General features: G+C 72.1%; 27 protein-coding genes and 1 pseudogene. 11 read left to right on the top strand and 17 right to left on the bottom strand.

The window, feature by feature from the left end; genetic code table 11:
* Positions 1-42 precede the first annotated feature (42 nt).
* From UQW22_RS05980 to UQW22_RS05940, 9 genes and pseudogenes are all read right to left on the bottom strand, one after another.
* Positions 43-999 carry a carbohydrate ABC transporter permease gene (locus UQW22_RS05980; RefSeq protein ID WP_407319991.1) on the bottom strand — a complete coding sequence of 319 codons (957 nt, stop codon included), beginning with the start codon at positions 997-999 and terminating at the stop codon, positions 43-45.
* Complete coding sequence (locus tag UQW22_RS05975; RefSeq protein WP_407319990.1) at positions 989-1,921, bottom strand: carbohydrate ABC transporter permease; 933 nt, start codon at positions 1,919-1,921, stop codon at positions 989-991. Before UQW22_RS05975 ends, UQW22_RS05980 begins: the two co-directional genes overlap by 11 nt.
* Positions 1,918-3,225, bottom strand: coding sequence for an ABC transporter substrate-binding protein (locus UQW22_RS05970; RefSeq protein WP_407319989.1), 1,308 nt, complete (start codon positions 3,223-3,225; stop codon positions 1,918-1,920). Before UQW22_RS05970 ends, UQW22_RS05975 begins: the two co-directional genes overlap by 4 nt.
* 40 nt (positions 3,226-3,265) lie before the next feature.
* Complete coding sequence (locus tag UQW22_RS05965) at positions 3,266-4,894, bottom strand: FAD-dependent oxidoreductase (protein WP_407319988.1); 1,629 nt, start codon at positions 4,892-4,894, stop codon at positions 3,266-3,268.
* 29 nt (positions 4,895-4,923) lie between these two features.
* Positions 4,924-5,991 (bottom strand): LacI family DNA-binding transcriptional regulator, encoded by a 1,068-nt coding sequence (locus tag UQW22_RS05960; RefSeq protein ID WP_407319987.1) that lies wholly within the window; start codon positions 5,989-5,991, stop codon positions 4,924-4,926.
* A 166-nt stretch (positions 5,992-6,157) separates the two neighbouring features.
* Entirely contained in the window at positions 6,158-8,140 is a 1,983-nt protein-coding gene (locus UQW22_RS05955; RefSeq protein ID WP_407319986.1) for a DUF1349 domain-containing protein, read from the bottom strand.
* Positions 8,141-8,254: 114 nt separating this feature from the next.
* The gene (locus UQW22_RS05950; RefSeq protein ID WP_407319985.1) at positions 8,255-8,560 is read right to left on the bottom strand and encodes a hypothetical protein; all 306 of its coding nucleotides are present in this window, start codon (positions 8,558-8,560) and stop codon (positions 8,255-8,257) included.
* A 52-nt stretch (positions 8,561-8,612) separates the two neighbouring features.
* Complete coding sequence (locus UQW22_RS05945) at positions 8,613-8,867, bottom strand: hypothetical protein (protein WP_407319984.1); 255 nt, start codon at positions 8,865-8,867, stop codon at positions 8,613-8,615.
* 14 nt (positions 8,868-8,881) lie between these two features.
* A pseudogene (locus tag UQW22_RS05940) lies at positions 8,882-9,160 on the bottom strand (type I restriction enzyme HsdR N-terminal domain-containing protein); the annotation flags it as partial.
* 98 nt (positions 9,161-9,258) lie between these two features.
* Between UQW22_RS05940 and UQW22_RS05935 the strand changes: the two are divergent.
* On the top strand, positions 9,259-10,005 hold the full coding sequence (locus UQW22_RS05935) for a DUF2306 domain-containing protein (RefSeq protein ID WP_407319983.1): 747 nt from the start codon (positions 9,259-9,261) through the stop codon (positions 10,003-10,005).
* Here UQW22_RS05935 and UQW22_RS05930 read toward each other — a convergent pair.
* A complete protein-coding gene (locus UQW22_RS05930; protein WP_407319982.1) occupies positions 9,992-12,655 on the bottom strand; it encodes a polysaccharide lyase family 1 protein in 2,664 nt (887 codons plus the stop codon). The two genes, UQW22_RS05935 and UQW22_RS05930, sit on opposite strands and share 14 nt — an antisense overlap.
* Before the next feature lie 276 nt (positions 12,656-12,931).
* Positions 12,932-13,648 (bottom strand): alpha/beta fold hydrolase, encoded by a 717-nt coding sequence (locus UQW22_RS05925; protein ID WP_407319981.1) that lies wholly within the window; start codon positions 13,646-13,648, stop codon positions 12,932-12,934.
* 102 nt (positions 13,649-13,750) lie between these two features.
* On the opposite strand from UQW22_RS05925, the gene bla reads away from it, so the two are divergent.
* Positions 13,751-14,683 (top strand): class A beta-lactamase, encoded by a 933-nt coding sequence (bla, locus tag UQW22_RS05920; RefSeq protein WP_407319980.1) that lies wholly within the window; start codon positions 13,751-13,753, stop codon positions 14,681-14,683.
* Here the strand turns inward: bla and UQW22_RS05915 are convergent.
* Entirely contained in the window at positions 14,680-14,931 is a 252-nt protein-coding gene (locus tag UQW22_RS05915) for a hypothetical protein (protein ID WP_407319979.1), read from the bottom strand. The genes bla and UQW22_RS05915 overlap by 4 nt on opposite strands.
* Positions 14,932-14,957: 26 nt before the next feature.
* Here UQW22_RS05915 and UQW22_RS05910 point away from each other — a divergent pair, with 26 nt between their 5' ends.
* A complete protein-coding gene (locus UQW22_RS05910) occupies positions 14,958-15,494 on the top strand; it encodes a CGNR zinc finger domain-containing protein (protein ID WP_407319978.1) in 537 nt (178 codons plus the stop codon).
* Positions 15,495-15,609: 115 nt separating this feature from the next.
* On the top strand, positions 15,610-16,443 hold the full coding sequence (locus tag UQW22_RS05905; protein WP_407319977.1) for a response regulator: 834 nt from the start codon (positions 15,610-15,612) through the stop codon (positions 16,441-16,443).
* Here the strand turns inward: UQW22_RS05905 and UQW22_RS05900 are convergent.
* The 3 genes from UQW22_RS05900 to UQW22_RS05890 form a co-directional block, all read right to left on the bottom strand.
* A complete protein-coding gene (locus UQW22_RS05900; protein ID WP_407319976.1) occupies positions 16,419-16,811 on the bottom strand; it encodes an Hpt domain-containing protein in 393 nt (130 codons plus the stop codon). The two genes, UQW22_RS05905 and UQW22_RS05900, sit on opposite strands and share 25 nt — an antisense overlap.
* Positions 16,812-17,025: 214 nt before the next feature.
* A complete protein-coding gene (locus tag UQW22_RS05895; protein WP_407319975.1) occupies positions 17,026-17,373 on the bottom strand; it encodes an Hpt domain-containing protein in 348 nt (115 codons plus the stop codon).
* Entirely contained in the window at positions 17,370-17,735 is a 366-nt protein-coding gene (locus UQW22_RS05890) for a response regulator (RefSeq protein ID WP_407319974.1), read from the bottom strand. The genes UQW22_RS05895 and UQW22_RS05890 overlap by 4 nt, the downstream gene beginning before the upstream one ends.
* Positions 17,736-17,882: 147 nt before the next feature.
* On the opposite strand from UQW22_RS05890, the gene UQW22_RS05885 reads away from it, so the two are divergent.
* From UQW22_RS05885 to UQW22_RS05875, 3 genes are read left to right on the top strand one after another with little or no spacing between them, the layout of a single operon-like run.
* Positions 17,883-20,891, top strand: a complete 3,009-nt coding sequence (locus UQW22_RS05885) for a response regulator (protein ID WP_407319973.1) — start codon at positions 17,883-17,885, stop codon at positions 20,889-20,891.
* On the top strand, positions 20,888-21,394 hold the full coding sequence (locus UQW22_RS05880; RefSeq protein WP_407319972.1) for a pyruvoyl-dependent arginine decarboxylase: 507 nt from the start codon (positions 20,888-20,890) through the stop codon (positions 21,392-21,394). The genes UQW22_RS05885 and UQW22_RS05880 overlap by 4 nt, the downstream gene beginning before the upstream one ends.
* Positions 21,384-21,926, top strand: coding sequence for a hypothetical protein (locus tag UQW22_RS05875; RefSeq protein WP_407319971.1), 543 nt, complete (start codon positions 21,384-21,386; stop codon positions 21,924-21,926). Before UQW22_RS05880 ends, UQW22_RS05875 begins: the two co-directional genes overlap by 11 nt.
* 19 nt (positions 21,927-21,945) lie before the next feature.
* Here the strand turns inward: UQW22_RS05875 and UQW22_RS05870 are convergent, their stop codons facing one another.
* Both UQW22_RS05870 and UQW22_RS05865 read right to left on the bottom strand, forming a co-directional pair.
* The gene (locus tag UQW22_RS05870; RefSeq protein WP_407319970.1) at positions 21,946-22,083 is read right to left on the bottom strand and encodes an alpha/beta fold hydrolase; all 138 of its coding nucleotides are present in this window, start codon (positions 22,081-22,083) and stop codon (positions 21,946-21,948) included.
* Positions 22,084-22,153: 70 nt separating this feature from the next.
* Positions 22,154-22,627, bottom strand: a complete 474-nt coding sequence (locus UQW22_RS05865; protein WP_407319969.1) for a MarR family winged helix-turn-helix transcriptional regulator — start codon at positions 22,625-22,627, stop codon at positions 22,154-22,156.
* Between the two features lie 177 nt (positions 22,628-22,804).
* On the opposite strand from UQW22_RS05865, the gene UQW22_RS05860 reads away from it, so the two are divergent.
* The 4 genes from UQW22_RS05860 to UQW22_RS05845 all read left to right on the top strand — a co-directional run bounded on the left by UQW22_RS05860 (position 22,805) and on the right by UQW22_RS05845 (position 26,914).
* Positions 22,805-23,614, top strand: coding sequence for an NADP-dependent oxidoreductase (locus UQW22_RS05860; protein WP_407319968.1), 810 nt, complete (start codon positions 22,805-22,807; stop codon positions 23,612-23,614).
* A gap of 112 nt (positions 23,615-23,726) precedes the next feature.
* Positions 23,727-24,080: a VOC family protein gene (locus UQW22_RS05855; protein WP_407319967.1), complete on the top strand. Its 354-nt coding sequence runs from the start codon at positions 23,727-23,729 to the stop codon at positions 24,078-24,080.
* Between the two features lie 567 nt (positions 24,081-24,647).
* A complete protein-coding gene (locus tag UQW22_RS05850; protein ID WP_407319966.1) occupies positions 24,648-25,568 on the top strand; it encodes an alpha/beta fold hydrolase in 921 nt (306 codons plus the stop codon).
* Between the two features lie 170 nt (positions 25,569-25,738).
* Positions 25,739-26,914: an FAD-dependent oxidoreductase gene (locus UQW22_RS05845; protein WP_407319965.1), complete on the top strand. Its 1,176-nt coding sequence runs from the start codon at positions 25,739-25,741 to the stop codon at positions 26,912-26,914.
* Positions 26,915-26,990: the final 76 nt, after the last annotated feature.

The following is a 26,990-nucleotide window of genomic DNA, read 5'->3' as shown; positions in this document are numbered from 1 at the left end:
AGTCCTCTGGGGGGCAACGATTCGGCAACGGTGTGACACCTGTCACCCCTTGAGCCCCGAGTGCGCCAGCCCCTGCACGAACTGGCGCTGCGCGACGAGGAACACCGCCAGCACCGGGATCACCGTGAGCGTCGTCGCGGCGAGCTGGACGTTCCACATCGGCCCGCCGTACGCGTCCACGTACTGCGTCAGCGCCTGCGGCAGGGTGAAGTTCTCCCGGCTCGACAGGTACACGATCGGTTCGAGGTAGAGGTTCCAGGACTTGAGGAAGGTGAAGATCGCCACGGCGGCCACCGCCGGCCGGGCCAGGGGGAACGCGATCCGCCAGAAGATGCCCCACCGGCCCAGCCCGTCCATGCGACCGGCCTCCTCGAGCTCGCGCGGCAGCCCGAGGAAGAACTGCCGCATGATGAACGTGGCCAGCACGCTCGGCGCCCCGAAGATCGGCACCACGATCAGCGGCCAGTGCGTGTCGATCAGCCCGAGGGAGTTGACCATGCGGAACAGCGGCACGATCGTCACCTCGGCCGGCACCAGCATCCCCGCCAGCACCAGGACGAAGAGCGCGTTGGCGCCCGGGAACGAGATCCGGGCGAACGCGTAGCCGGCCAGCGACGCCACCAGGATCGTCCCGGCGGTCACCAGCGCCGCGATGTACAGGCTGTTCCAGTACTGCTGCGCGAACGGCTGCAGCGCGAACACGTCGCCGTACGCGCCCCAGGACACGTCCTGCGGCCACAGCGTGGGCGGGACGCGCAGGATCTCGCTCATCGGCTTCAGGCTCGACGTCGCCATCCACCAGGTGGGGAAGACGAACGGGACGCTCAGCACCACCAGCAGTGCGACGAGCAGGCCCCGGGCCAGACGCGGCCGACGGCGGCGCGCGACCGGCAGGTCGCCCACGGCCGGCAGGCCACCGCGTCGCGGCAGCCCCCCGCCGTCCGGGGGGTCGTCGGTCGCCGGGCCGGCGACCGGGGCGGACGTGACGTCAGACCTCATCGTGGACCCACCTCTTCCGCGTGCGCCACTGGATCAGGGTCAGCACCAGGACGATGACGAACAGGAGCACGGAGACCGCGCTCGCATAACCGAACTCGTTGAACTGGAAGGCCTGCTGGTACAGGTAGTAGACGAGCACCGTGGTCGAGGTGCCGGGCCCGCCGCCGGTGAGCACGTCGATCTGGGCGAACACCTCGAGCGACCCCACGACGGTGAGGATCGACACCAGCAGCACCGTCGGGCTGATGAGCGGCAGCGTGATCGAGCGGAACCTCCGCCACGCACCGGCACCGTCGATGCGGGCCGCCTCCTGGACCTCCTCCGGGACGCTCTGCAGCGCGGCGAGGAACAGGATCATGTTGAGGCCCACGTTCTTGAAGACCTGCACCACGATCACGGCTAGCATCGCCGTCGGTCCGCTGCGCAGCCAGTTCGGGCCGTCGACGCCGAGCATCGCGAGGAACCCGTTGATGCCGCCGTCGTCCTGCAGCAGGAAGCTCCACACGATCGTCCAGGCCACCAGCGAGACCACGACCGGCGAGAAGAAGAACGTGCGGAACGTCGTCGTTCCCGGCAGCTTCTGGTCGAGGAGCACCGCGAGGAGCAGGGCGAGGGACACGTTGAGGACCACCAGGCCCACGGAGAACCAGAGGCTGGCGACCAGCGAGTCGTGCAGGCCGGGGTCGGCGAGCATCCGCTCGTAGTTCTCGGTACCTCTGAAGGTGAACGTGCCGGCGAGCACGTTCCACTCGTGCAGGGAGTACCAGACGACGGTGAGCAGCGGCACGATGACGAACACGACCGTGCCCAGCACCTGCGGGGCCACCATGGCGTACCCCACCATGCGGTCACGCTGCGCCGCGGAGCCGCGGGTGCGCGCCGTGTGCACCCGCGGCCGCGCGGCGACCGGCGTCGAGGTCATGAGCCCGCCAGGATCGGGTCGATCGACGCGCACACGTCCGCCAGCACCGCCTCGACGTCGGCGTCCGGCGTCCACAACGGGTCCAGACCGGCACGAACCGTCTCCTGCAGCTTCGCGAAGCTCGGGTGCGCGGGCTTCGTGACGGCGTCGGCGATGCCGTCCACGACGACCGCCTGCAGCTGCTCCTCGCTGAGGAGCGGGTTCGCGGCTCCCAGGACGTCGGCCGTCAGGAGCGACTCGCGCGGCGGCGGGAAGTAGGTCGCCAGCTGCTCGGCGTTCTCCGGGTTGGTGAACCACGCCAGGAAGTCCGCGGCGTCGTCGGGGTGCTCGCCCTGGGCGAAGACGCCGATGCCCGCCTGACCGATGACGTTCTGACGGCCCTGCGGACCGGCGGGGAGCGGCACGACGTCCCAGGCGAAGCTCTCGTCGAGCGCCGAGGCGCGCGAGATCTGCGTGATCGTCATCGCGGCGTCGCCGGCGAAGAAGTCGGCAGTCGTGCCCGGACCGGGCATCGCGCCGTCGTCGAACGTCGAGTCGTGGATCCAGGTCATCGCGTCGACCATGGCGGGGTCCGTGAAGGTGCAGGTGGCCCCGTCGGCACTCCACGGGGCGGCGTCCCAGCCGTCCCAGACCGTCGACAGGTTCTCCCACACCTTGTAGTCGAAGTCGCGCACCACGAGACCCTGCTTGCCGGAATCCTCGGCGGCCGCCGCGGCGGCGTCGCGGGCGGCGTCGTACGTCCACTCCCCGGAGGCCACGAGGTCCGTGGGCGCGGGCTGGCCGGCCGCCTCCAGCTGGTCGGTGTTGACGAACATCGCGAACGGGCTGTTCGAGAACGGGTAGGCGTAGAGCGCCTCGTCCTGCTGCCACAGTGCCAGCGAGCTGTCGAGCAGGTCGTCGTAGGCGTACCCCTCGGTGCCCTCGAGGACCGGCCGCACGTCGACCAGCGCGCCGCTCTCGACGAACTCGGGGGCGTAGCTCTCGAGGATCCAGGCCAGGTCGGGGGCGTTGCCGCCGGCGAGGCGTGTGGTGAGCGACGTCGTGTAGTCGTCGAAGGGGATCGCCTCGAACGTCACCTCGGAGACCAGGTCGGGATGCTCGGCGACGTAGGCGTCGGCGATGGACTGGAACAGTGCGAGCTGTGCCTCGTCGGCCGTCCAGACGGTCATCGTCAGGGGCACCGGCTCGCCCGGCGCCTCGGGCTCGCCGGCCGTCTCCGGGTCGGACGAGCCGCAGGCCGTCAGGGCCAGGATCGCCGCTGTCGCGGTGGCCGCGGCGAGGCCGCGGCGTCGGGTGGTGTGCATCAGTGCTCCTTCGAACTGGATGGGCGGTGGGGGTGCTGCGTCAGTACGGGTGCGCGCCGTCGGCCCAGCGGATCTCGACCCCGGCGGCGACGAGCTCCCCCTGGAGGTCGGCGAGCAGGTCGGGCTTGGCGTGCACGTCGTGCGGGCGCACGCCGCGCTCGGTGCAGAACGCCGCGAGGTGCCCGGCGACCTCGCCCACGTTCCATTCCACGGGGTGCAGGCGGTAGCAGCCGTTGGTGATGTGCGTGGTGCCGATGTTCTTCGCGGCGGCCAGCAGGTTGGTGGTGCGCTCGGGCAGCAGCGCGCCGAGCGGGATCTCGAACGGGGTGGACGGCACGTCGATGTAGGTGTCGCCGCCGGTGGAGGGGTGCAGGTCGATGCGGTACATGCCCACGCCCACGCTGTCCTCGTAGCGGGTGGCGCCGCGGTCCCCGCGCACGGCGTAGGAGACGTCGTTCTCCGTCACCGTGGTGACCGCGCGGATCCGCCGGCCCTCGCGGTGGTAGGCCGCCTGGGCGAGCCCGTCGGTGGTGCCCATGACGTCGGGCCGCAGGCGCAGACCCGGGAATCCCGTGCCGCCGTCGGGCCGCGGGGCCTCCGTCTGCATCCAGTAGAGCATCGAGAGGCTGAGCTGCCGGGCGTCCTCGATCCGTGCGAGCTCCACGTCGCGCGGGACGTCGAGCACCGGCTCGAGGAAGTAGTCGATGGCCGGCCAGTTCACCAGGCAGACGTCGCCGGCGAACGCGCCGGGCTCGAACTGGTCGCGCGCGAGGATGCGACGGAACGTCCACAGGTTGCCGTCGCCGGGGTTGCGGGACTGGTCCGCCACGACCGCGCCCGCGTCGTCGCCCGGGTCCGGCGTGAAGCTGCGCACGTCCATGTCGAGCGTGCGCGGGTTGGGCGCGTGCCAGGAGAGCATCCGCTCGCCGTTCCACGGGCCGGGCCGGTAGGAGCTCCAGAAGTCGTACCGCTCGGGGCGGTCGATCGTGTGGTCGCCGTCGGTGTGCTCGACGGCGAAGCACACGCTCAGCGCCTGCACGTTCTGCGGCTGCGCCGTCGCCGGGGCGCTCGGCTCGCCGGTGGCCTCCCGCGACTCGAACCCGGTGACGTACGCGGTGCCCGTCAGAGGCAGCAGCTCGCCGGTCTCCGTGGCGTCGAGCACGTAGCCCGCGGTCACCGTGGTCCGCGAGCCGTCGAGCACGGACTCCAGCGTCACGGCACGCACCGTGTCGCCGTCGGTGTCGGCCGCGACCGGACGGACGCGCTCCAGCAGCGTGAGGCGGCCCGAGGCGCGAGCCGGCAGCAGCATCTCCTCGAGGACGCCGACGGCGACGCGCGGCTCGTGGCACAGCTTCGACACCCAGCCCGCGCCGGGGTTGAGGTCCTCGCGGGCCCGGGCTGCCGCCGTCAGCGGGTACCGGCGCCGGTACACGTCCCGGACGCCGTCGCGCACCGCGCGGTAGCGACGAGTGACGCCGAAGTCCTCCACCCAGGGGTGCTCGTCCGGCGGGACGCCCTGGGACGTGAGCTGGCCGCCGATCCACGGGTGCTCCTCGGTGAGCACGACGCGGGCGCCGCGCTCGGTGGCGGCGAGGGCTGCGGCGACGCCGCCCAGACCGCCGCCGACGACGAGGACGTCGGTGGTGAGGTCGGTCTCGGTAGTGGGCACGGGTGCGGTCCGATCTGTCGAGGGGTGGGTCACGGGACGAGGGAGTCGGGGGTCGGGAGCGCGTCGCGCGGGGCCGGCGCCGCGACGGTGGCGCCGTCGACCTCCGAGCACTCCAGGAGGCGGTGCAGCTCGTCGTCGGGGACGTCCTCGCCCGCGACGAGCCGGGACAGGAGCAGGAGCGCCCGGGCACCCATCTCCTCGCGGGGGATCGCGTACCCCGACCACTGCTGCGGGCGCCGCAGCCGGTGGTGGGGCTGGCCGAGCAGGAGGACCGAGACGTCACGGGGGACGTCGAGCCCGCGCCGGGCGAGCGCGTCGTGCAGCTCCTCCGGGTCGCGCTCGGGGGAGAGGACGACGGCACTGAGCTCCTGCTCGACGACCGCCGCGACGATCTCGTCCGGCTCCTCCTCCGGCACGAGGCGTGCGCCGAGGCCGGCGTCGCGCAGCGCGTCGCGGTAGCCCTCCCAGCGGTCGGTGGTCGGCTGGTCGGTGCCCATCGCCCCGACGTAGCCGATCCGGCGGTGGCCGAGCGCGACGAGCCGTTCGACCACGCGGCGGGTGGCGCCGGTGTAGTCGGCACCCACGTAGGGGAGCCGACCGCCCTCGCTGGACCGCTTGCCGATGAAGGCGAACGGGTAGTTGGTGTCCAGCAGGTGCTGCAGCTCGCTGCGGTCCTCGTGCTGCCCGAGCAGGAGGCAGCCGTCCGCGATGCCGAGGCGCTGCCAGCCGTCCCGGGTGAGACGGCGTCGGCCCTCGACCACCCGGGCGCTGGTGAAGAGCAGGATGTCGATGCCGAGCTGCTCGGCGGCGTGCTCGATCCCGACGAGGAACGGGCCGTAGAAGTCCCGGCCGCCGCCGGGGAACGTCGCCTCGTACGTGAAGACGCCGATGATCTGGTTGCGCCCGCCCGCGAGCCGCTGGGCCACCGGGTTGGCGGAGTAGCCGGTGATGCGGATCGCGTCGAGGACCCGCTGGCGGGTCTCCGCGCTGAGGCGGACCCCGGCGGGCAACCGGTCGTTCAGCACGAACGACACGGTGGCCTGGCTGACGCCGGCCATGGCGGCGACGTCGGCCTGGGTGATGCGACGCTTCGGCATCCGATCCTCCTCGATCCGGCGACTGTGACGTGATCGAGAGTCTGCCCGGGCCGGGGAGTCGGCAACAAGGCGATTATGCGCATTATTATCGCGCCGACGAAAGGGCCCTCAGCCGCATGCTGCTGCGGCTGAGGGCCCTTCCTGGCGCATTATCCGGGCCGACGGTTCACCCGCGGGCGCACTCTCCCGCGTCCTGCCACGGACCCCACGGCGACGCTTCCGGCTCCTGGTCCCGGGTCCACCATGCCGCGGACCAGCGGTGACCGGCGTGCACGACGACGTCACCCGCCTCGTGCACGGCGCTCGCCGTCCACGCCTCGCCGCAGTCCGAGGTGGCACCCTTCTCGGCCCACGGCCCGTGCACGCTCGCCCCCGGCACGTCACCGCGGGTCCACCAGAGCGCCTCCCACGCGGCGCCGTCGTGCGCGACCGTCGCGCCGTCGTCGTACACCGCGGTGGCGTCCCAGGTGCGGGCGTCGCACGCGGCCGACTCCTCCGGCGTCGGCGTCCACCGGAACCAGTCGAAGGCCGCCTCGATCTCGGGGGCCGACGTGGCACCACGCAGGGCCGAGACCCCGACGCCCGTCGGCGCGAGCTCGGCCAGCGGGACCGGACGGCCGACCGTCGCGAACTCCTGCCCGTCCGTCGAGGCCGCGGCGAGCACGTTCGTCCCGTCGCTCGTCAGCCGGAGCCAGACCGTCGTCCCGGTGCCGGCCGGGACCGGCGGTGTGTCGATCGAGGCGTTGCGCTCGGAGCCGTCCTGCCGCCAGATGTACGAGAAGCGCAGCCCGTTGGAACCGAACCCGTAGTCGACCTTCGCGTACGTGTCGCCCGCGGTGTGCAGGATCAGGCCGGCCTGCTGGTAGCGGGCAGTCGGGTCGACGTCCACCTCCGTGGTGACCTCCCAGGGTCCGTCCGGGACGGTCTGCACCGGGAACGCCGCCCCCGCCACGCCCGAGCGGTACGTCGGGACCGTCAGCGCGCCGTCGGCCACCTCGTGCCGCGCACCGTCGGGGTTCACGACGTCCCACCGCTCGCCGAGGCCGCCGCCGTCGAACTCGTCCGACGCCGCACCGCTGCACTGCTCGCGCAGCGGGTCCGGGTCGGGCGGCGTGGGCTCCACCCTGGTCGCGTACGCGATGGTGGCACCGAGCCGGTCCCCGGACTCGTAGAACAGGTACGTGTCCTCATCGTCCGCGACGATCTCCGGGGCGGCCACGCGGCCGACGTCGTCCCCGACGCCGGAGGCCCGGTGCAGGACCTGCTGCGGTCCGATCTCGGTCACCGCCGGGTCGATCGTGCGGGCATAGGTGACGCCCGACGAGCCGTGGTAGGTGACGTAGTCCTGCCCCTGCCAGGTGAACAGGTTGCCGCCGGAGACGTTCTGCCCGGTCTCGGCGTCCGGGACGACGACGGGGTCCGGCCGCACGTCCCAGCTCTTGCCGTCCACCGACTCCGCCATCTTGATGCGGCGGACGTCGTCGGTGCGGTTCTGCATGTAGAACATGCCCCACCGGTACGCCGAGTCCGGGTCGGGGTGCGTGAAGACCCGGGCGTACGACGTCTCGGTGGTGCCCGCGCCGCCGTCGGCGTTCGTCACCGCGACCCCCGAGTCGTCGAACGTGACGCCGTCGTCCGACGAGGCCCAGCGGGTCGTGGAGTTGCTCCCGTGGAAGTACAGCAGCACCTGCCCGGTGACCTCGTCCCAGACGGCGTCCGGCGACGAGACGTGCGGGACCTGGCCGTAGTACGGCGGCCACTCGTTGGTGACGAGCGGGTTCGCCGCGTACTCGGTCCACGGTCCCTCGAGGGAGTCCGCGTACATCAGGGAGATGCCGCCCGGGTCGTCGTGCGGGGCGTAGTACAGGTACCACTCGCCGAGCGGGTCGGTGAGGTGCTCGCCCGCGGGGAAGATGCTCGGGAAGATGAACTCGTCCGTCGGGTTGTAGATCATCGCGTCCTTGTCGATGACCCGGCCCGAGAACGCGAACTCGGGCAGCGGCGGCTCGTCGTCGGCCTCGGTCGTGGCGGCTGCGGCTGCCGGGGCCGCTGCGGCGGACGACGGCGCCACGAGAGCGCCGAGGGTCAGTACCGCTGCGGTGGCGAACGCCGCCGGTCGGCGGCCTCCGGGGGATCGTCTGCGTCTCACGTTGACCTCCGTCGGTGAGCCCGACGGCGTCGTCACCGACGGGCGCCGGGACCCGCCCGGCACCGGCAGTCTCCGGAGGCCGCGCGACTCAGGTCAACGAGATGATGCGCATTATTAGCGGGTGAACGGGTTCGACCGGTCGATCGTCGAGTCGGGGCTCGCGCTGTTCGCACCCGTGCCGGCGTCCGACCCGGCGTCGGACGACGCGGTGCGCTGCGCCCCACGGATCACCCGCAGGAACGCGATACCGGTGCCCGCCACGCACACGGCGATCACCACCAGGAAGACGCTGAACGGGATGACGTCCAGCGCAAGGAGGATCACCGCCGTGCCCAGGAGCGCGCCCTCGACCAGCGCGATCGTCAGGAAGCTCCGGGTCAGGGTGGACGAGGAGCCGGTCGAAGCCTTGTCAGCGTTCATGTCCCGAGCCTATGGCGTCGCCACGCCGCACGACGAGACCCTCCGACGTGGGCTACCCGCCCAGGACCACCAGCAGGTACGCCACGACAGCCATCAGCACGAGCGCGGCGAGCGCGGTGATCCGGTCGGAGCGCGACCCCCAGAACTGCACGACGAACGCCACGAGGAACCACACCGTGACGACGGACAGCGCGCTGCGAGGGTTGGCGAAGAACGCGTAGAGCGCCACCTCCGCGACGAGGAACATGGCTGCCCCGACCGGCACCGCGGTCGTGTTCCACGGGGCCGGTGTGCGTGCGTCGGTCATCCATCACTTCAGAGGTCGGGACAGGGTCCTGCTGTGAAGAAGTGGAAGTGCTGACCATTCGTCAGGATCGCGATCCGCGCGTTCGTGGTGGCGAAGTATCGGAACAGCTGCGACGCGTGATGGAGGGTGAGCGGGGAACCCACCGTCTTTGCCTCGATGAGGATCTGCACCTCGCCGTCGGTGACGATGGCGTAGTCGATCTTCTCGCCACGCTTCGTGCCGACGTCCGCCGTGAACTCGGGGATGACCTCGTTCGGGTCGAAGACGTCGTAGCCCAGGACCAACGAGATGAATCTTGAATTCTTGCCAGGGCTCGGCCCAGGGCTTGGCCAGGGACGAGTCAGGGAAGGCCCCGATGCGGCCCGCCGGTGCGGACTAGATGAATGGAGCCATGAACCCGCCCGCACCGGCCGCGGTCACGGACCGCCGCCGGGCCTGGAGCCTCACCGTCACGTCGCTCGCCATCGCAGCGATCGCCGTCACGCCCTATCTCACGACCTCCCTCGACGCGCTGGCCGCGGAGGACTCCGGGCTCGCCCGGGGATACGTCGACGAGCCGGTGGTCATCCTGATCGCCTTCTACACCCACGTGATGGCGGGCGGGACCGCCCTGCTCCTCAGCCCGTGGCAGCTCTGGCCCGGGCTGCGCCGTCGGCGACCGGGTCTGCACCGCTGGTCGGGGCGCGTGATCCTGTCCGCCATCGCCGTCGCCGGATTGTCCGGGCTGGTCCTGGCGCCGGTCAACCAGGCCGGCGCGGTGGGGACGCTCGGCTTCGGAGCGCTGGGCGTCCTGTGGCTCTGGACGTCGTGGCAGGGCTACCGCGCGATCCGGGCGCACGACGTCGAGCAGCACCGGGAGTGGATGACGCGCGCGTTCGCGCTGACGTTCGCCGCGGTGACGCTGCGGGTATGGACGGGTGCGCTGGTCGGCGCGCAGGAGCTGGCGCTGGGGGAGTCGTTCGACGCCGAGACGGCGTTCGTGCGCTCCTACGCGTGGGTGCCGTTCCTGTGCTGGGTGCCCAACCTCGTGGTCGCGGAATGGCTGGTGCGCCGACGCCGCAGGCGGGGCCACGCGGAACCTGACCGGTCCCACGCGGCCCCGCCCGCGGACGAGGCTGCCGCTACTACCCGAACGTGACGTCGAGCGACCCGTCGGCCGCGAACGACCAGGCCAGGTCACCGACGTACTGGCCGCACGCCGATCCGTTCGAGCCGTCCCAGAAAGAGTTCCCGCCCGCGTCGGTGCCGAGGTAGCGGTCGGTGGACCCGCTGTCGCAGGAGACGTTCCCGCTGAACACGGAGGAACCGCCGTCGAAGTTGAAGTTCCGCTCCTCGTTGCCGATCGACACGTTCCCGGTGACCGACATCGAACCGAGGTTCCGGTTGTACGTGAACCCGTGCTTGCCGTTGTCCACCGCGTACGAGTCGCGCACGACGTGGTCGACGGGGATGTCCTCGCCGCCGAGCTTGAAGCCGTTGCGGTCGCCGTTGCCGGCCTGGGATCCGTCCGACAGCGTGCCGTTCTCGAACGCCAGCGAGCTCTCGATGGTCACCTCGCCGATCGGCCCCGTCTCGGACTTGGTGTACAGGTCCCAGCCGTCGTCGATGTTGTGGTGCGCCACCGTGTCGCGGAAGACGTTCCCCGGCCCGGAGGTGAGCTTCGCGGCGAAGCCGTCGGCGTCCTCGCCGTCCGAGTCGGCGTTGTCGTGCGACTCGCTGCTGACGACGAGGTTGTACGACGGCCACTGGTCCGACGGCGCCCCCGCGATCAGGCGGGAGAGCTGCAGCCCGGTGTCGTGGTTGTAGCGGGTCACGACGCGCTCGATGACGTTGTGGTCGCCGCCGAGCAGGATGCCGTTGTCCCCGGCGTGCTGGACGACGATCCCGTAGACGTGCCAGTAGTTGCCGCCGATGGCGAGACCGCGGTTCGAGGAGTCCTCCGCCTGGGCGGAGAAGTCGAGCACCGGCGTCTCGCCCGGATAGGCGGACAGCAGCGTCCGGTCGCCCGGGAGGCCGTCGTTGCCGGGCTCGATGGTCACGGTGTCGGCCAGGTCATAGGTGCCGCCGCGCAGGAAGACCTCACCACCCGGGTTCACCCGGTCGATCGCCGCGGTGAGGGTGGTGGGGTCGCTCTCCGTCCCGGAGGCACCGGAGGAACCGCCCGGTGCCACGTAGATGGTGTCAGCGCCCGGCTGGGGCTCGTCGGTCGGATCCGGGTCCGGCTCGTCGGTCGGGTCCGGGTCCGGCGTCGGGTCGGTGCCGGGGTCTCCGGCGTAGGTCTCGAACTCGCCGACGCGGGGGGTGCCGCTCGAGGACGTGATGACGAAGTCGATCTTGCTGAGCGACGTCGTCGGGATGTCGATCACGCCCGCGCCGCTGCCGGTCGCCAGCACCTGGTCGTTGTCGTGGTTGACGACCTGCCACGAGTCGATGTTGCCCACGGCTCCCGCGGCCTCGCGGATGTTGATCGAGGACACGGTGGTGTCGGTGCCCCACTTGACCGAGATGCGGCCGGTCGAGCTCGACGGCGACCAGTAGCTGCTCATGTCGCCGTCACGCACGTTGCCGTAGCTGGTGCCGCTGGCCTTGCTCGAACCGTCCGAGCCCGCTCCGATACTGAGGTTCTCGCCGGTGGGCGGGTCCGTCGGGTCCGGGTCGGGAGTGGGGTCCGGGTTCTGCGGCGAGCACGATCCGTCCGAGACCTGGAGCCCCTTGTTCGCGCCGGCGGTGGCGGCGAGCAGGTTCGGGACGCACTGGGCGTCGTCGAGCTGGTACGAGTACGGCACGACCACCGAGGTGGTCGACGTCGGGTTCGGCCCGGCCGGGTGGTTGTCGCTGTCGTCCGAGGTCCAGGTGATGTTGTCCCAGATGTTGCCGCTGACCTCCCAGGTGCCCATGTCGTCCGTGTAGAACGTGCCGAGCGGGTCCTTGGAGTCCTCGAAGTAGTTGTTCTCGACCAGCGCCTCCGCGCCCAGCCGGGAGTTGATGCCCGACTTCACCAGCCCCACGAAGTGGTTGTTGTAGGAGTGCGCGGTCCCGGCCCGCAGCAGCGGCGTGCGCGAGTCGATGTTCTCGTAGAGGTTGTGGTGGTAGGTGACGGGACCGTTGCCGGTGTCGCCGTCGCTGGAGCCCACGAGGCCACCACGCCCGGAGTTGCGCAGGATCGAGTACGACAGCGTCACGTGCGTCGTGTCCGCCTTCATGTCGAACAGCGCGTCGTAGCCGGACGACTCGCCGCCGGAGGCCTCGAGCGTGAGGTGGTCGGCCCAGACGTTGCTGACGTCGCTCTCCATGCCGATGGCGTCGCCGCCGTTGGACGTCGGAGAGCCGGACTTCTTGACGTTCCGCACGTGCAGGTTCTGCAGGATGATGTTGTCCGCCGAGCGGACGTGGATGCCGAGCTCGTCGAACAGGGCGCCGCTGCCCACGCCGACCAGCGTGACGTTGCTGATCTCCTTGAGCTCGATCTTGTCGTCGGCGGTGTTGCAGCTGTCCCCGGACACCTTGCTGGTGTTGCCGTGGTCGATGGTGCCCTCGACCTCGATGATGATCGGGGTGTCGCTGCTGGCACGGGAGCACAGCGCCTGGTGGATCTCGGTCCCGGTGCTGGCTCTGACGGTCTGTCCGCCGGCGCCGCCGGTGGTCCCGCCGTTCTGGGTGGCGAATCCTGTGGCACTGCCGGTCGCGGCCTGCGCGTCCGTCATCCACAGGGCGGTCATGCCCATCGTGGCGGCCAGGGCCAGCGTGGCCCCTCCCGCCGTGAGCCGTCTTGCGGCTGTCGTTCTCATCGTTGCCTCACTTCGTCATCGAAATCGGGCATGCGGTTGCGGTGGTGCGACGCGTCATGGTCCGACGGCGACCGCTTCGTCGCGGTGGCCGTCGGGTGCCGCGCTGCCTCATCGAAGAGCCCCTGTCGTGCTGCCGCTTCGTCGATGAGGCGGCAGCACCCGGATGAGACCAGTCCCATCGGGAACCGATTTCTCACCCTAGAGACCGGTTTCCCAGCGCGCAAGTTCACCCGCGCTTTCATCCGCTACCAAGTTGCGCAGCCTCGCGATCTCCGGTCAGCCGAGCGCGAGCAGCCAGTCCAGGGCGACCGCCAGCGCACCCAGGACGCTGACGTGGCCGTCGCGCGGCCGGAGCCACAGCTCGCCCGCCGGCAACCCGTCGAGCAGCTGCTCACCGTGATGCTGCGGGATGACCCTGTCCTCGCCGCCCTGCACCACGAGGACCGGCACCGCGACGTCCGCGAGCGCCGTCCCCCACGGGCGGACGTACGCGACGTCGTCGTCCACCGCACCACCCGGCCACTCCTGGCCGGCGCGCACGGCGTCGTCGGCCATCCCGGCGAACCATCGCTCGGTGCCGTCGTACGGGGCGACGCCCGCGAGGGTCACCGCGCCGCGCACGACGTCGGGGCGCGACCCGGCCAGGGCGAGAGCGTGCGGTCCGCCGCCGGAGGCGCCGACGGCGTAGCACGAGCTCACGCCGAGCACGGTGAGCGCATGGCTCACGTCGGCCGCGGCGTCGGCCACGGACCTGCCCGGTACGCGCGTCGACTCGCCGTAGCCGGCGCGGGCGGGGGAGAGCACACGCAGCCCGCGCGCCGCGGCCGCCCCGACCACGGGCGCCAGCAGAGCACCGGACTGCGGCGTGCCGTGGTGCCAGACGACGGTCGGCGCGTCGGCTTCGTCCGGGCCGGTGTCGTGGACCACGAGGGTGCGTTCGTCAGGGAGGTCGATCACGTGCGACCGGTGGTGGGGTTCGACCGCCTTCTTCACCCCGTCAGTCTCGTGGCAGGCTCCCTCGTGACGGGCCGGGCACGCCGGCCCCGACGCACCTCCTCGAGGGTGTGTCGGCTCCGACCACCGAGGGGAACGTCGATGCCGCATCCCGTCCGCTGGGGCCTGGCCGCCTGCGTCGCCCTGAGCCTCACCGCCTGCACGGCGACCTCCGGGGAGCAGCCGCCGACGGCCGCGACCACACCCGGCACCACGCCGAGCCCGACCGTCGCGAGCCCGTCGCCCGCTCCCGCCGTCGACCACGCCCTGGCGGACCTCGAGGACGAGCTCGACGCCCGCATCGGGGTCGCCGCCCTCGACACGGGCACCGACGAGACCGTCGAGCATCGCGCGGACGAACGCTGGGGCTACGCGTCCACGGTCAAGGTGTTCGTGGTCGCCGAGCTGCTGCGCACCACCACCGCCGAGCAGCGCGCCGAGCAGGTGACCTGGTCGCAGGAGGACGTGGACGCCGCCGGCTACGCGCCGGTCACCGGCGACCACGTCGACGGCGGTCTCACGCTCGACGAGCTGGCCGAGGCGGCCGTCCGGGACAGCGACAACGCGGCGACCAACATCCTGTTCGAGCACATCGGCGGACCCGAGGGTCTCCGCGCGGCGTTCGAGCGACTCGGCGACAGGACGACCGAACCGGCACGCACCGAGCCCGACCTGAACACCGTCGAGCCCGGCAGCACGGCCGACACGACCACGCCTGCCGCGTTCACGGCGGACCTCGACGCGGTCCTGCACGGCGGGCGGCTCGACCCGCAGGACGTCGATCGGCTGGTCGAGTGGATGACGGGCAACGCGACGGGCGACGCTCTGGTCCGCGCGGGCGCCCCCGACGGCTGGACGGTCGCCGACAAGTCCGGTGGCGCAGGCGCGCTCCGCCACGACGTCGCCGTCGTCACGCCTCCGGGTCGCGAACCGATCGTGCTGACGGTCCTCACCGAGCGCGAGGACGCCGACGCCGGCTCCGCCGACGCGCTCGTCGAACAGGTCGCGGCGACCGTCCTGGACCGGTTCCGCTAGCAGCCCGGCTCTCGACGGGGCGACGTGCCGGGGCCGTCCGGTGTCGCGCGCAGCTCCCTGCTCAGGGCGACCGGGGGACGACGGCGGTGGTCCTGCTGGTCGACGCGGCGCGCACCGCACTCCGCGCACCGGACGTAGAGGATGCGGCCGGACGAGACCGGGTGGCTGGACTCCACGAGCCAGCCGTGCTCGTGCGCGGACGAGTGGACGGTGCGGAGGTGCTCGCCGTGGGTCTCGGTCGTCGTCATGCCCTCCAGCGTGGTGTCATGGTCTTGTGCATCTCAACCCTTACGGCGAGTACGCGGTCCTCCTCGCCGCGTCGCTGGCCGACGACTGGCCCGCCGACCGCGCCGGCATCGAGGCCCGTGCGCGCGACTTCGGCATGACGATGGCGTTCCCCGTCGCGTCCGACGACCACCCTCGGACACGGCGTGTCATCGACGACTGGCTCGGCGTCGTCGACGCCCGCGACGACGCCGAGAGGGCGCTCCTGCTCAACGCCCAGATGGCGGCCGCCGCGGCCTACCCCCGGCTCACCGACCACGACGACGAGGGCTGGCACCTGCACTACCGCGACGAGGACCAGTCGTTGCCCCACGTGCTCCATGCCGTCATCAGCGTCGGCACGGCCCTGCACCTCACCACCCGGGGCATGCATCGCCTGCGCCGGTGCGCCGCCGGGGACGAACCGGGGGACCCGTGCCGCGCCGTCGTCGTCGACGTCACCCGCAACGGTCGCCGGCGCTACTGCTCCGTGCGCTGCGCCAACCGGTCGGCGGTGCGACGCCACCGGGCGCGCATCACGGCTTGAGCAGGGGCCCCGAGCAGGGAGAGGACCGGATGCTCGACCCGGTTTGAGGAGCCCTTGAGGTCCCACATCCGGCGGTTCCCGTGCGCTCCGGGCAACCGCCCACTACCGTGGCGGGATGAGCGCTGGACCGACACCGGGCCGACCCGGCCACGACGTCGGCCGCGAGCGCACCGCAGTCATCGTCGAGGACGACGCCGAGATCCGCTCGCTGCTGGACGAGGTGCTCACCCAGGCCGGGTTCGTCACGTACACGGCCGTGGACGGGATCAGCGGTGTCGAGCTGGTGACCCGGACCGACCCCTTGGTGACGACGCTCGACGTCTCGCTGCCCGACATCGACGGGTTCGAGGTGTGTCGCCGCATCCGCGCCGTGTCGAACACGTTCGTCGTCATGCTCACCGCCCGCACCGACGAGATCGACGCCCTGATGGGTCTCGACGCCGGGGCGGACGACTACCAGACCAAGCCGTTCCGGCCCCGCGAGCTGCGCGCCCGCATCGAGGCCATCCTGCGCCGGCAGCGTCGCGACGCCCCACCGGGAGCTGCCGGCGCGGCCAGCCCGGCGGCACCTCCGGGACCGACCGTGCCGACCCCCGTGCTGCCCGACGGCTCCGACCCGGCGGCGCCGACCACCGCCGTCGGGCTGCTCGTCGACACCGCGGGACGCACGGTCAGCGTGGAGGGGTCGGAGGTCCATCTCACCCGCTCCGAGTTCGACCTGCTGGCCGCGCTCGCCCGCGCTCCCGGACGTGTCCTGGCCAAGGACACCCTGGTCCGCGTGCTGTGGGGCGACGAGTACGACGCCGGTACGCCCGTGACGCCGGCCGACCGGCGCAGCATCGAGGTCCACATGGCGAACCTGCGCCGCAAGATCGGGGACGACCCGTCCGCACCCCGGTGGATCCGCACCGTGCGCGGGGTGGGCTACCGCTTCGACCAGCGAGCCTGACCGAGAGCGGCCCGCACCAGGGCGGCGGCCGTCTGCGCCTCGTCCACCAGGTCACGCGCCAGGCTGCGCGCTGACGTCACGTCGTCGTCGCCCCGCACCTCGTCCAGCGCCGCCTGGCACCGCCACGCCGTCCGGGCGAAGTCGTCCAGACCCAGCATCACCGCCGAGCTGCGCAACGTCAGCAACCGCACGCGTGCCGACTCCCGATCCCCCCGGGCGAGGGCCCGGCGGCACGACGTGAGCCGGCGGGGCAGCAGCTCGAGCCAGATCGTGGCGAACCGGTCCACGGCCGCCTCGTCGCCGTCGAGCTCGTCGACGAGGTCCTGCCAGGCGCGCGCCACCGCGGCGACCGGCTCCGGGCCGATCATGCCCGCTCCCCGGTCGGCTCGTCCCGCACGGCCCCTCCGCGCGTCGGCAACGAGCGCTGCGGGGGCAGGACGGTCATGGCGGGCTCCAGGATCGATCGGCTTCATCACCTTCGATCGTGGGGAACCGACCTCGCGGCGGACTGCCGATCTCGGCAGGAACCGCTCAGGATTTCCTCAAGACGGGCGCACCACCGGGCCGGTGGAGCCGTCGTCCTCAGGGGCGCAGGGCGTCGACCGACTCGCGCAGCCGGTCGACGGCGGCGGGCACGCGGTCGGCGGCGCCGTCGAGGAGCACGGACTCGAGGTGCAGCGCGGCAGCCGCGAGCTCGTCGTCGCCGAACGTCCCCGCCGAACCCGCCATCGAGTGGCACAGCAGCGCGGCCTCCTCGCGGGCCTCGCCGTCCCGCCCGGCCTGCCCCCGCGGCGCCGGTCCCAGCAGCACCAGGACGCGCTCCGCGCGGGCGAGGTTGCGCCGCCGGGCGTCTCCCGCGAGCCGCGCCACGGCGTCGTCCATCGCGCGGTCGTCCGCCCGGCCGTCGTCCGCGCGCCGCTCCCCGCTCACGCGTCCCACCCGAGGACGTCAGCGAGCCGGCTCGGCAGCCCGAGCGGGTCGAAGGGCTTGGTGATCACCCCGACCGCGCCCAGGCCGTCCAGGCGCCGGATCTCCTGCGCGCCGACCTTCGCCGTGAGGAACACGACGGGCACGTCGCGCAGCACGTCGATGGTGCGCATCTGCGCGAGCACGGTCGGGCCGTCCAGCGTGGGCATCATGACGTCCAGGAGGACAGCGTCGGGCCGCAACCGGCGGGCCAGCTCGACGCCGTCGGCCCCGTCCGCGGCCGTCTGCACGTCGTGCCCCCCGACGGCGGACAACGACAGCGCCGCCACCTCCCGGATCGAGGGGTCGTCGTCGACGACCACCACGCACCGTCCGCTCGTTCCCACGCTCACCGGCCCCCGCCCCGTGTCAGGATCTCGACGACCGTACCGCGGGACGACGGACGGTGCCCGTCGCCCCGGGCCACCACCGGACGAACAGCGTCGTCGGCGCCGGTCACCTACGCTCGGCCCATGAGTGACGCGCACCGCGCTGCGGCACGAGCGCACAGGGTGTTCCTGCGCTGGTGCTGGGCCGGCGGGGGAGCACTGCTGGCGCTCGCCGTCGTGCTCTCGGGGCCGTTCGAGACGGCGGTGCGCGAGCTGGTGTCCCAGGTCGCGCTCGGCGCCGCCGCGGTCCTGGCCTCCGTGAGCTGCGCCTGGCGCGCCGCCCGTGCGACAGGTCGACGACGCCGCGCCTGGGGAGCGCTGTCCCTCGGCGGCGCCGTCGGGCTGCTCGGGAACGTCTACGCCGGGCTCGTGGGCGACCCGGCCACCGGCGACGCCGCCTATCTCGCGGCACTCGTGCTCGGCGTCGTCGGGCTCGCCCTGTTCCCCACGGTGCGGCCACGGGGCCGGGACATCGTGCGCATGCTGCTCGACAGCACGGTGGTGGGCGGGTCGGTGCTGTACATCGCGGTGTTCGCCGTCGTCGTCGGTCAGCAGGAGTGGTCCGCCCAGCCTGCGATCAGCGCCTACGCCCTGCCGGTGGTGGACGCGCTGCTGGCCACGCTCGCGGTGCTCGTCATGACACGCTCTCCCGCCGCCGAGCGCGTCCCGCTGGTCCTCGTCGGGAGCGGGTTCGTCCTGTACGCCGTCGCCGACGTCGCCTTCGCGCTGCTCTCCGCCGGCGGCTCCTTCTCCTTCGGCACCCCCGTCGACCTCGGCTGGATCGGTGGGTACCTCGCCATCGCCGTCGCCGCCCGGCACCCTGCCGCCTCCGGGAGCCCGGTCGGCGCCCAGCGCAGCGACGGATCGCCTGTGCTCGGGACCGTCGTCACGTTCAGCCTCTTCCTCGCGGCGGCGCTGGTCCGCGTGGTCCAGTCGAACGAGGTGTTCCCGTGGGCGGCGGACACCCTGTGGGCCGCGGTGCTGGTCGCGGTCGTGGCGCGGCAGATCCTCGTCGTCGTGGACAACGAGTCGCTGCGCCACGGCCTGGAGCAGCGGGTGCAGGACCGGACCGCCCAGCTGCGCGCCCTCGCCGGTGAACGGGAACGCACGCTCGAGTCCGTCGCGGACGGCATCTACGGCGTCGACGCCGAGGGCCGGCTGACCTTCGTCAACGCGGCCGGGTCCCGCACTCTCGGCGCGACGCCGGCCGACCTGGTCGGCCTGGACGCGCACGCCACCTTCCACGCGCCCACCGCGGACGGGACCCCGTACCCGGTCGCGGGCTGCTACATCACCGAGGCCGTACGTGACGGCGTCACCAGCACCGGCGAGCAGGACGTCTACCGGCGGGTCGACGGCAAGGAGGTACCGGTCGAGGTCACCGCCAGCCCGCTGCGCGACGACGGCGCGATCCGCGGTGCGGTGGTCGTCTTCCGCGACATCACCGAGCGCCGGGAGATGGAGCGCATCAAGGACGAGTTCGTCTCCGTGGTCAGCCACGAGCTGCGCACCCCCCTGACGTCGATCCGCGGCGCCCTGGGTCTGCTGGACTCCGGCGTGCTCGGGAGCGACCCCGAGCGGGCACGACGGATGGTCCACATCGCCCTGACCAGCAGCGAGCGCCTCGGCCGGCTGGTCGACGACATCCTCGACATCGAGCGGATGGCGGCGGGCTCCACGCCGCTCGACCTGGCTGACCACCCGGTGGACGCGCTCGTCGAGGCCGCCGTGGAACAGGTCGCCGTCCTTGCCGACACGGCGACCGTCACGCTGGAGAACGAGCGCTCCGCGGAGGTCGTGAACGCCGACGCCGACCGCATCGTGCAGACGCTGGTCAACCTGCTGTCGAACGCCGTCAAGTTCTCCCCGCCCGGAGCGGTCGTGCGCACCAGCGTCGTCCCCGTCGGCGACATGGTCGAGGTGCGCATCGACGACCAGGGACGCGGGATCCCCCCGGACAAGCTGGAGACGGTGTTCCGCCGGTTCGAGCAGGTCGACACGTCCGACGCCCGCGAGCGCGGCGGCACCGGGCTCGGCCTGCCGATCGCGCGCGGCATCGTCGAACGCCACGGCGGCCGGATCTGGGCGGTCAGCGACGGCGAGGGGACGGGGTCGAGCCTGCGGTTCACCCTGCGCCGCGTCAGTCCGGGAGCCGCCCCGCCGCACCATCCCGCCGACGGCGGCACGGTGGCCGGCAGGAAGAGCTCGCCCGACGTCCTGGCCGCGTCGGCGCGCACGGCGGCCGGCTCCTCGGGCCCGTTCCCGAACCGGCACCCGGCACCCGTGGACGACGGCGAGGCGGCCCGGCCCCGCGTCGTCGTCGTCGACGACGACCCCTACGTCGTGGACGTGCTGTGCACGCTGCTCGAGGAGCGCGGCTACGCCGTCGTGGGCACGACCGACGGCGACGCGGCGGTCGAGACGGTCGCCGCGGAGCATCCTGCCGCGATCGTCCTCGACCTGGCCATGCCGGGCACGGACGGTGCCGAGGTGCTGGCCCGGTTGCGACGCACGGCGGCCACGGCGCAGGTCCCCGTGGTCGTGGTCTCCGGGACGGACCCGGCCGGGGCGCGCCGTGCCGCCGCCCTGGCGGACGGGTGGCTGGTCAAGCCCGTCGACCCGCACCAGCTCGTCGCCACCGTGCGAGACGTCGCCCGCCGCCGGCCGCACCACGCGAGCGTCCTGGTCGTGGAGGACGACGACGACCTGCGCGGCGTCGTCGCGGAGGTGCTCGAGAACGGCGGTCTCGTCGTCACGCAGGCACGCACCGTCGGCGAGGCGCGGGCCGCGCTGACCGCCGTCCCGCCGGACATCGTGGTGCTCGACCTGGGCCTCCCGGACGGCTCCGGCCACGACGTCGTCGCCGACCTGCGCAGCGACGGGCGGCTGCGGGAGGTGCCGATCGTGGTCTACTCCGGCGCCCCGGTCGGAGCGGGAGAGATCGAGGGCCTCCCACCAGGCCGTACCGTCGTCCTCGCCAAGGAGCACGCGGCGCCCGACGCCCTCCTGCGGCAGGTCCTCGACCTCCTGGACGTCGTCGCCGGCCGGGCCGGCACCGTGCAACCCGTCACCCGAACCCCGAGGAACCCATGAGCGAGCCCTTGACCATCCGCGTCAGCACCGGCACCGGCACCGGCCGGACCACCCTCGCGGCCTTCGACGCCGCCCTGGTGGCCGCCGGCGTCGGCGACTTCAACCTCGTCCGGCTGAGCTCCGTCATCCCGCCCGGCAGCAGGGTCCTCGAGGTGGACGGCCCCGACCAGCTGCCCGGGGAGCACGGCGACGCCCTGTACTGCGTGTACGCCGAGGCGCACGCCTCCCTGCCGGGGCACGAGGCGTGGGCGGGCGTCGGCTGGTCCCTGCACGACGACGGCAGCGGCGCGGGGCTGTTCGTCGAGCACGAGGGACCCTCCCACGAGCAGGTCGCCACCGACCTCGTCCACAGCCTCGAGGACCTGTCCGCGGCCCGCGGCAACGCGTATCACCCGGAGGGCCGGCGGATCGCCGGCATCACGTGCGAGTCGTTGCCCGTGTGCGCCGTCGTCGTCTCGACGTTCCGGCGCGCCGGGTGGGAGGAGCTGGGCGATGCCCGCTGAGGTCACGTTCGAGACGACCGTGGGCGGCGAGGTCGTCGAACGCTTCTGGCAGCTCTACCTCGAGGCCTTCGAACCCCTGCGCACCCGCGCCGCCGCCCGTCACGTGCTGCACCGCGAGGAGTTCGACGAGGAGCTGGCCGACCCGCGCGTGCTCAAGCTCCTCGCCCACGACGACGGCGGCACCGCGGTCGGGATGACCACGCTCGCCACCGACCTCGCCGCCGTGCCGTGGGTCAGCCCCGAGTTCTACGCCGCCCGGTACCCGGAGCACGCCGCCCGCGGCGCCGTCTGGTACATCGGCTTCACGCTGGCGCACCCCGGCCGCCGCGCCACCCGCACCTTCATGGACATGATCGACGCGCTCGTCGCCCACCTCGCCGAGCACCGGGTCGTGTGCGCGTACGACGTGTCCCGCTTCAACGACGACGGCCTGCGGTTCGCGGACAACCTGCGCCGCCATCTCGAGCGCACGCAGGACGTCACGGTCGAGACGGTGGACCGCCAGACGTACTACGCGACGACGTTCCACTGACGGGCACCTGACCGGGACGTCACCGCAGGAGGAACTCGCGGACGACGGCCGCGAACATCTCCGGGTCCGTCTGGTCGGCGACGTGCTGGTGACCGTCCAGCGTCACCAGCTCGCTGTCGGGGACGGACGCGGCCGCCGCGCGGACCTTCCACCGCACCTCCTGCCCGCGCTCTACGCGGGGAACGCGAGTCGGGTGCTCGGGCTCGCGCAGTGAGGACCGCTCGCGGTCAGCGACCCTCGAGCATCTCGCGCACCGGAGCGGCGATCCGGGCCAGGGCGGCGCCGAGCAGACGCTGCTGCGCGACGGTGAGCGGGTCGACAACCAGGCTCCGCACCTGCTCGACGTGGCCCGGAGCGCTGTCCACGACCTTCTGGTAGCCGGCGTCGGTCAAGGTCGCCAAGGTGTAGCGGCCGTTGTCCGGGTCGGGCCTCCGGCTGACCCACGCATGCCCCTCGAAGCGGACCATCACCTTGGACAGTCGGGGCAGCGTGCTGTTGGTCTCGGCGGCCAGGTCGCTGAGTCGCATCGTGAGCGCCTCGCTCATCGACAGCCGGGCCAGCACGTGGTACTCGAAGTTCGATATCCCTGCGTCCCGCTGCAGCTGACGATCCAACAACGCCGGCAGGCCGATGGCGACGGTCAACAGGTCGTGCCATGCCTTCTGCTGGTCGTCGTCGAGCCATCGGGGCGCATCGCTCATGGCCGCATCGTACGTGCCTCCGCGTCGTGCGACACCACCCCGTGACTTGCCTCGGCAAGTCTGCGACTCCTCTTCGGGGTTGCCTAGGCAAGCGTCGAACGATGGTCGCGAGCCTGGCCACCGGGACCGGTCCACCATCCGGCGTGGGCCACCAGAACCACCAGGAGGAGAGCTGACGTGAAGGCCATCCGCTACCACGAGTACGGGACGACCGAGGTGCTGCGGCAGGAGGAGGTGGATCGACCCTCCCCTGGCCCCGGGCAGGTGCTCGTCAAGGTGACGTCCACCTCGTTCAACCCCGTCGACGACCACATCCGCCTCGGCGTGCTCGCCGAGGCCATCCCCGCCCTGCTGCCGATCACGCCGGGACTCGACCTGGCCGCCACTGCCCCGACCTCCGTCCCCCTGGCCGATGCCGCGGCGCTCCCGCTGACCGGGCTCGCCGCCCGGCAGGCCGTGATCGAGCTCGCCGAGGTCCGGCCCGGCCAGACGGTGCTGGTCAACGGTGCCGGTGGCGCGGTGGGCAGCATCGTCGTCCAGCTCGCCGCCGACGTCGGCGCGCACGTGACGGCTGTCGACGCGCCCCGGCACGCCGGACGCCTCCGCCGGTACGGCGCTGAGAACGTTGTCGGGCCGCTCGACCTCGACGCCGGTCCCGCCGCAGTCGATGGTCCGTTCGACGTCGTGATCAACCACGTGCGCCTGGCGCCGGAAGGGCTGGCCGCATTGACCGCCTACGTCGCCGACGGCGGGATCGCCGTCAGCTCCGCGGGGCCGGTGCCGGCCGACGAGGAGCGTTCGGTGCGCACGGCGTGCGTGTGGGTCGCCTCCGACGGATCCCACCTGGCCGACCTCGTCGCGCGGGTGGACGGGAACCGCCTCGCGGTCCATGTCGTCGACCGTCGACCGCTGGCACACCTGCCGGCCGTCCATGCCGAGTCCGCCGCTGGCACGCTCGTCGGCAAGACGGTCATCACCGTGCCCTGAACGCCGCCCGCGCGCGCAGAGGGCCGGTGGGGGACAGCTCGGCTCGGTCGGCGCGTGATCAGGCTGGTCGCACCCGACCCTCGCGCGCGGCCGGCCTGCCTATGCTCGACCCATGGCACTGGAGTGGGAACAGATCATCGTCGACTCGTCCGACCCCGTCGACCTCGGGCGCTGGTGGGCCGAGGCTCTCGGCTGGGTCGTGGTCGACGAGACCGAGGAGATCATCGAGATCCGGCCTGCGCCGGACCAGATGCCAGGACTGCTCTTCGTCCCCGTGCCGGAAGGCAAGACGTCGAAGAACCGGCTCCACCCTGACTTCCGCCCCGACGACCAGGAGGCCGAGGTCGCCCGGCTGCTCTCCCTCGGTGCCCGGCGCGCCGACACCGTGCAGGACGAGCAGTCCTGGGTGACCCTCCTCGACCCGGAGGGCAACGAGTTCTGCGTCCTGGGTGCGCGGACGAGCTGAGCGCGGACCGGGCAGTCACCAGTGCAGTTCAGTGATGCTCACGGCAGTTCAGCGAGTCGACCCGTCATCTCGTCGTGCAGCGGTCCCCTCCGTCCGGTGCGGCGACCGGACGTATCCGACGGCCCCGACAGCTGTGACGAGGACAGCCGCGACGGCGAGGGTGAACGCGAGTGCCAGGTTGCCGCTCCGCATCTGCGCGTCTGACGCGTACCCCTCGACGATCGCAGCAGCTCCCGCCGCAACGAGGAGGCAACCGCCGAGGATCATGAGCAGCGTCCACCGTCGGCGTGCGCTCGACTTCTTCGTCACGGGTGACATCGTGGCAGCAACACCTGCGCGAAGCCACCTGCCATCGCCGCGACCGCGACCGCGAAGACCAAGAGCACAAGGGGCGCCAGACAGATGCCTGGCCACCCGGCAGCGTGCCTGACCTCGCACGACGGCGGACACCCCACCGATCGCACTCGTGCCTGCCGCACTGCCGACTCGTGTGCCAGCCCGATTCCGTGCCGGAGCGACTCACCGAAGAATGGATATCGCAGACATCCCCTGAGACGAAGGATCCTCATGTCCGGCACCATCTCCCGCCGGTCGCTGAGCTCGCCCCTGTCCGCCCTCGCTCTCCTGGCCCTGGCAGCGGGCGCCGTCACTGCCTGCACCGGTCCGCAGGCCGCGTCCGAACCCGAGGCTTCGCGGTCCGCCTCGCCCGAGACCGGCCAGCCGGTGGGGGCGACGCGGCACATGATCGACAACGGCGGTCACGACCTCGCGTTCTACGTTACGCAGGGAACCGGCCCCACCAACGTCCTCGACTCCGGCGGCGGTGAGGACTCTTCCTACTGGAAGGACCTCGTCCCAGAGTTGCACGAGGCCACCGGCGCTACGGTCATCACCTACGACCGGGCCGGGCTCGGCCAGAGCGACGCCGTGCCCGGCCCGTGGCAGGTCGAGAGCGCCGTCAGCGACCTCGAGTCCGGCCTCGAGCAGCTGGGGGTCACTGACGACGTGACCCTGGTGTTCCACTCCCAGGCCGGCCAGATCGCGACATGCCTCGCGCAGGAAAACCCGGCGCTGCTCTCCGGTGCGGTCCTGGTCGACGCCAACCTGCCCCCCTTCTTCACCGACGAGCGGATCGAACGCCTGGTGGCCTTCAGCCAGCCTCAGCTCGACGCGGCGAAGGAGGACCCGGACGACCCGCAGAACCGCCAGCTCCTGTCCACCGCAGAGAGCTTCGTCGCGACCAGTACCGCCTTCCACCGGGCGACCTGGCCGGACACGGTCCCGGCGACGGTCATCGTCTCGGAGAAGACGCCGTTCGACGGATCCCCGGAGGATGTCCAGCGATGGAAGGGCGCCGCAGAGTCGTTTGTGCAGGCCGGCCCGCACCGCACGCTGATCGCCGCCGACGACAGCTCGCACGACGTCGCGAAGGACCGCCCCGACCTCGTGCTGGAGGAGACCGAGAACATGGTCGCCGCCCAGCGCTGACCCCATCAGGCGGAACATCCCGGGACTGGCAGTCGGCGTGCCACCCCTCGATGGTTCGCAGCGATGCCTGGATCTCTCTGGCAGAGAGCGTGGCCCACCGCCGCCGGGTGTGAACAGCCGCTGCGAGCTACGGTCGATGAGCGTGGGTTCGGCGACGGAGGGACGAGACGATGGATGAGCACGAGATCCTGATAGTCGGCGGCGGCAACGCGGGAGTCTCGTTGGCCGCGAAGCTGCTCCGTCAGGGTGTGCGAGACGTTGCCCTGGTGGAATCCCAAGCCATGCATCGCTATCGGCCGCTGCTCAACTATGTCGGCGGCGGACAGGCCACCATGGCTTCGCTGGAGAGGCCGGCGTCCCACGTCGTCCCGGACGGGTGCACGTGGATCAAGGACCGCGTGGTGTCGGTCGACCCGAGCCGGCCGAGCGTGCTGACCGCGGACGGCCGGCGGATCGGATGTAGGCAGCTGGTCGTTTGCCCTGGTCTCGAGGAGGACTGGGACGCCGTCCCCGGCATGGCCGATGCCTATCGGGCAGGCTGGGCGGGATCGACCTTCGACGTGGAGTCCGCTCCGCACGTGTGGCCCGCGCTCCGGAGGCTCTCCCGGGGCCGAGTGCTCTTCACCGTGCCGCCGGAGCCTGCTCCGTGCGGCGCGACCGCCCTGAAACCTCTCACCCTGGCGTGCGACCGCTGGCGACGCCGCGGCGTCCTGCAGGACCTCGACGTCCAGCTCATCCTGCCGCGGCAGTCCCCGCTCGGCGTGCCCAGGGCGGACCGGGTGCTGGAGAGCGAGCTGTCGTCGTACGGCGTGCAGGTGGTGCGAAACGCCCACGTCACAGGCCTCGACGACCACCGGGTCACCGTGACCAGCGGCGGACAGGCACAAGAGATCGACGACGTGGCGTTCGCGCACGTGGTGCCCCACTACCGAGCGCCTCGATGGGTCGTGGAGAGCGGCCTCGCCGGTTCCGCCGCGGCCGGACTGGTGGACGTCGACCCGCTCACGCTGCGCCACCGACGACACCCTGCGGTGTGGTCGCTCGGGGACGTCGCCGACGTCGCTACCCGGCCCTCGGGCGGTGCGCTGCGCAAGCAGGTGGGCGTGCTGGCCCACAACCTCACCGCTGACGACGAGGCGTCGATGCAGCAGTACGACGGCTATACGGTGATGCCGATAACCGTCGGCCGTCGCCGGCTCATGCTCGTGGAGGTCAACCGTGACGGCAGGCCTGCTCCCTCGAGGCGGTTCCCGGACCTGGTCCGACCCCGGCGGGCAACCTGGGCGTTCGATCGTTACGTCCTCCCGAAGATCTACTACCGGCGCATCTTGAGGGGCAAGGTCTGAAGGGCCTCGCGGTCGCTCTGCGGACGAACTTTGACGACCTCGAGATCGCCGCGGCCGAGTGCATCGACTGGTCGAC

The sequence above is a fragment of the Isoptericola halotolerans genome (genome assembly GCF_045689585.1).
In the GTDB taxonomy this organism is placed as follows: domain Bacteria; phylum Actinomycetota; class Actinomycetes; order Actinomycetales; family Cellulomonadaceae; genus Isoptericola; species Isoptericola halotolerans_B.
Note: the sequence above shows the minus strand (reverse complement) of the source record. Positions and strands in the feature narration are given on the sequence as shown.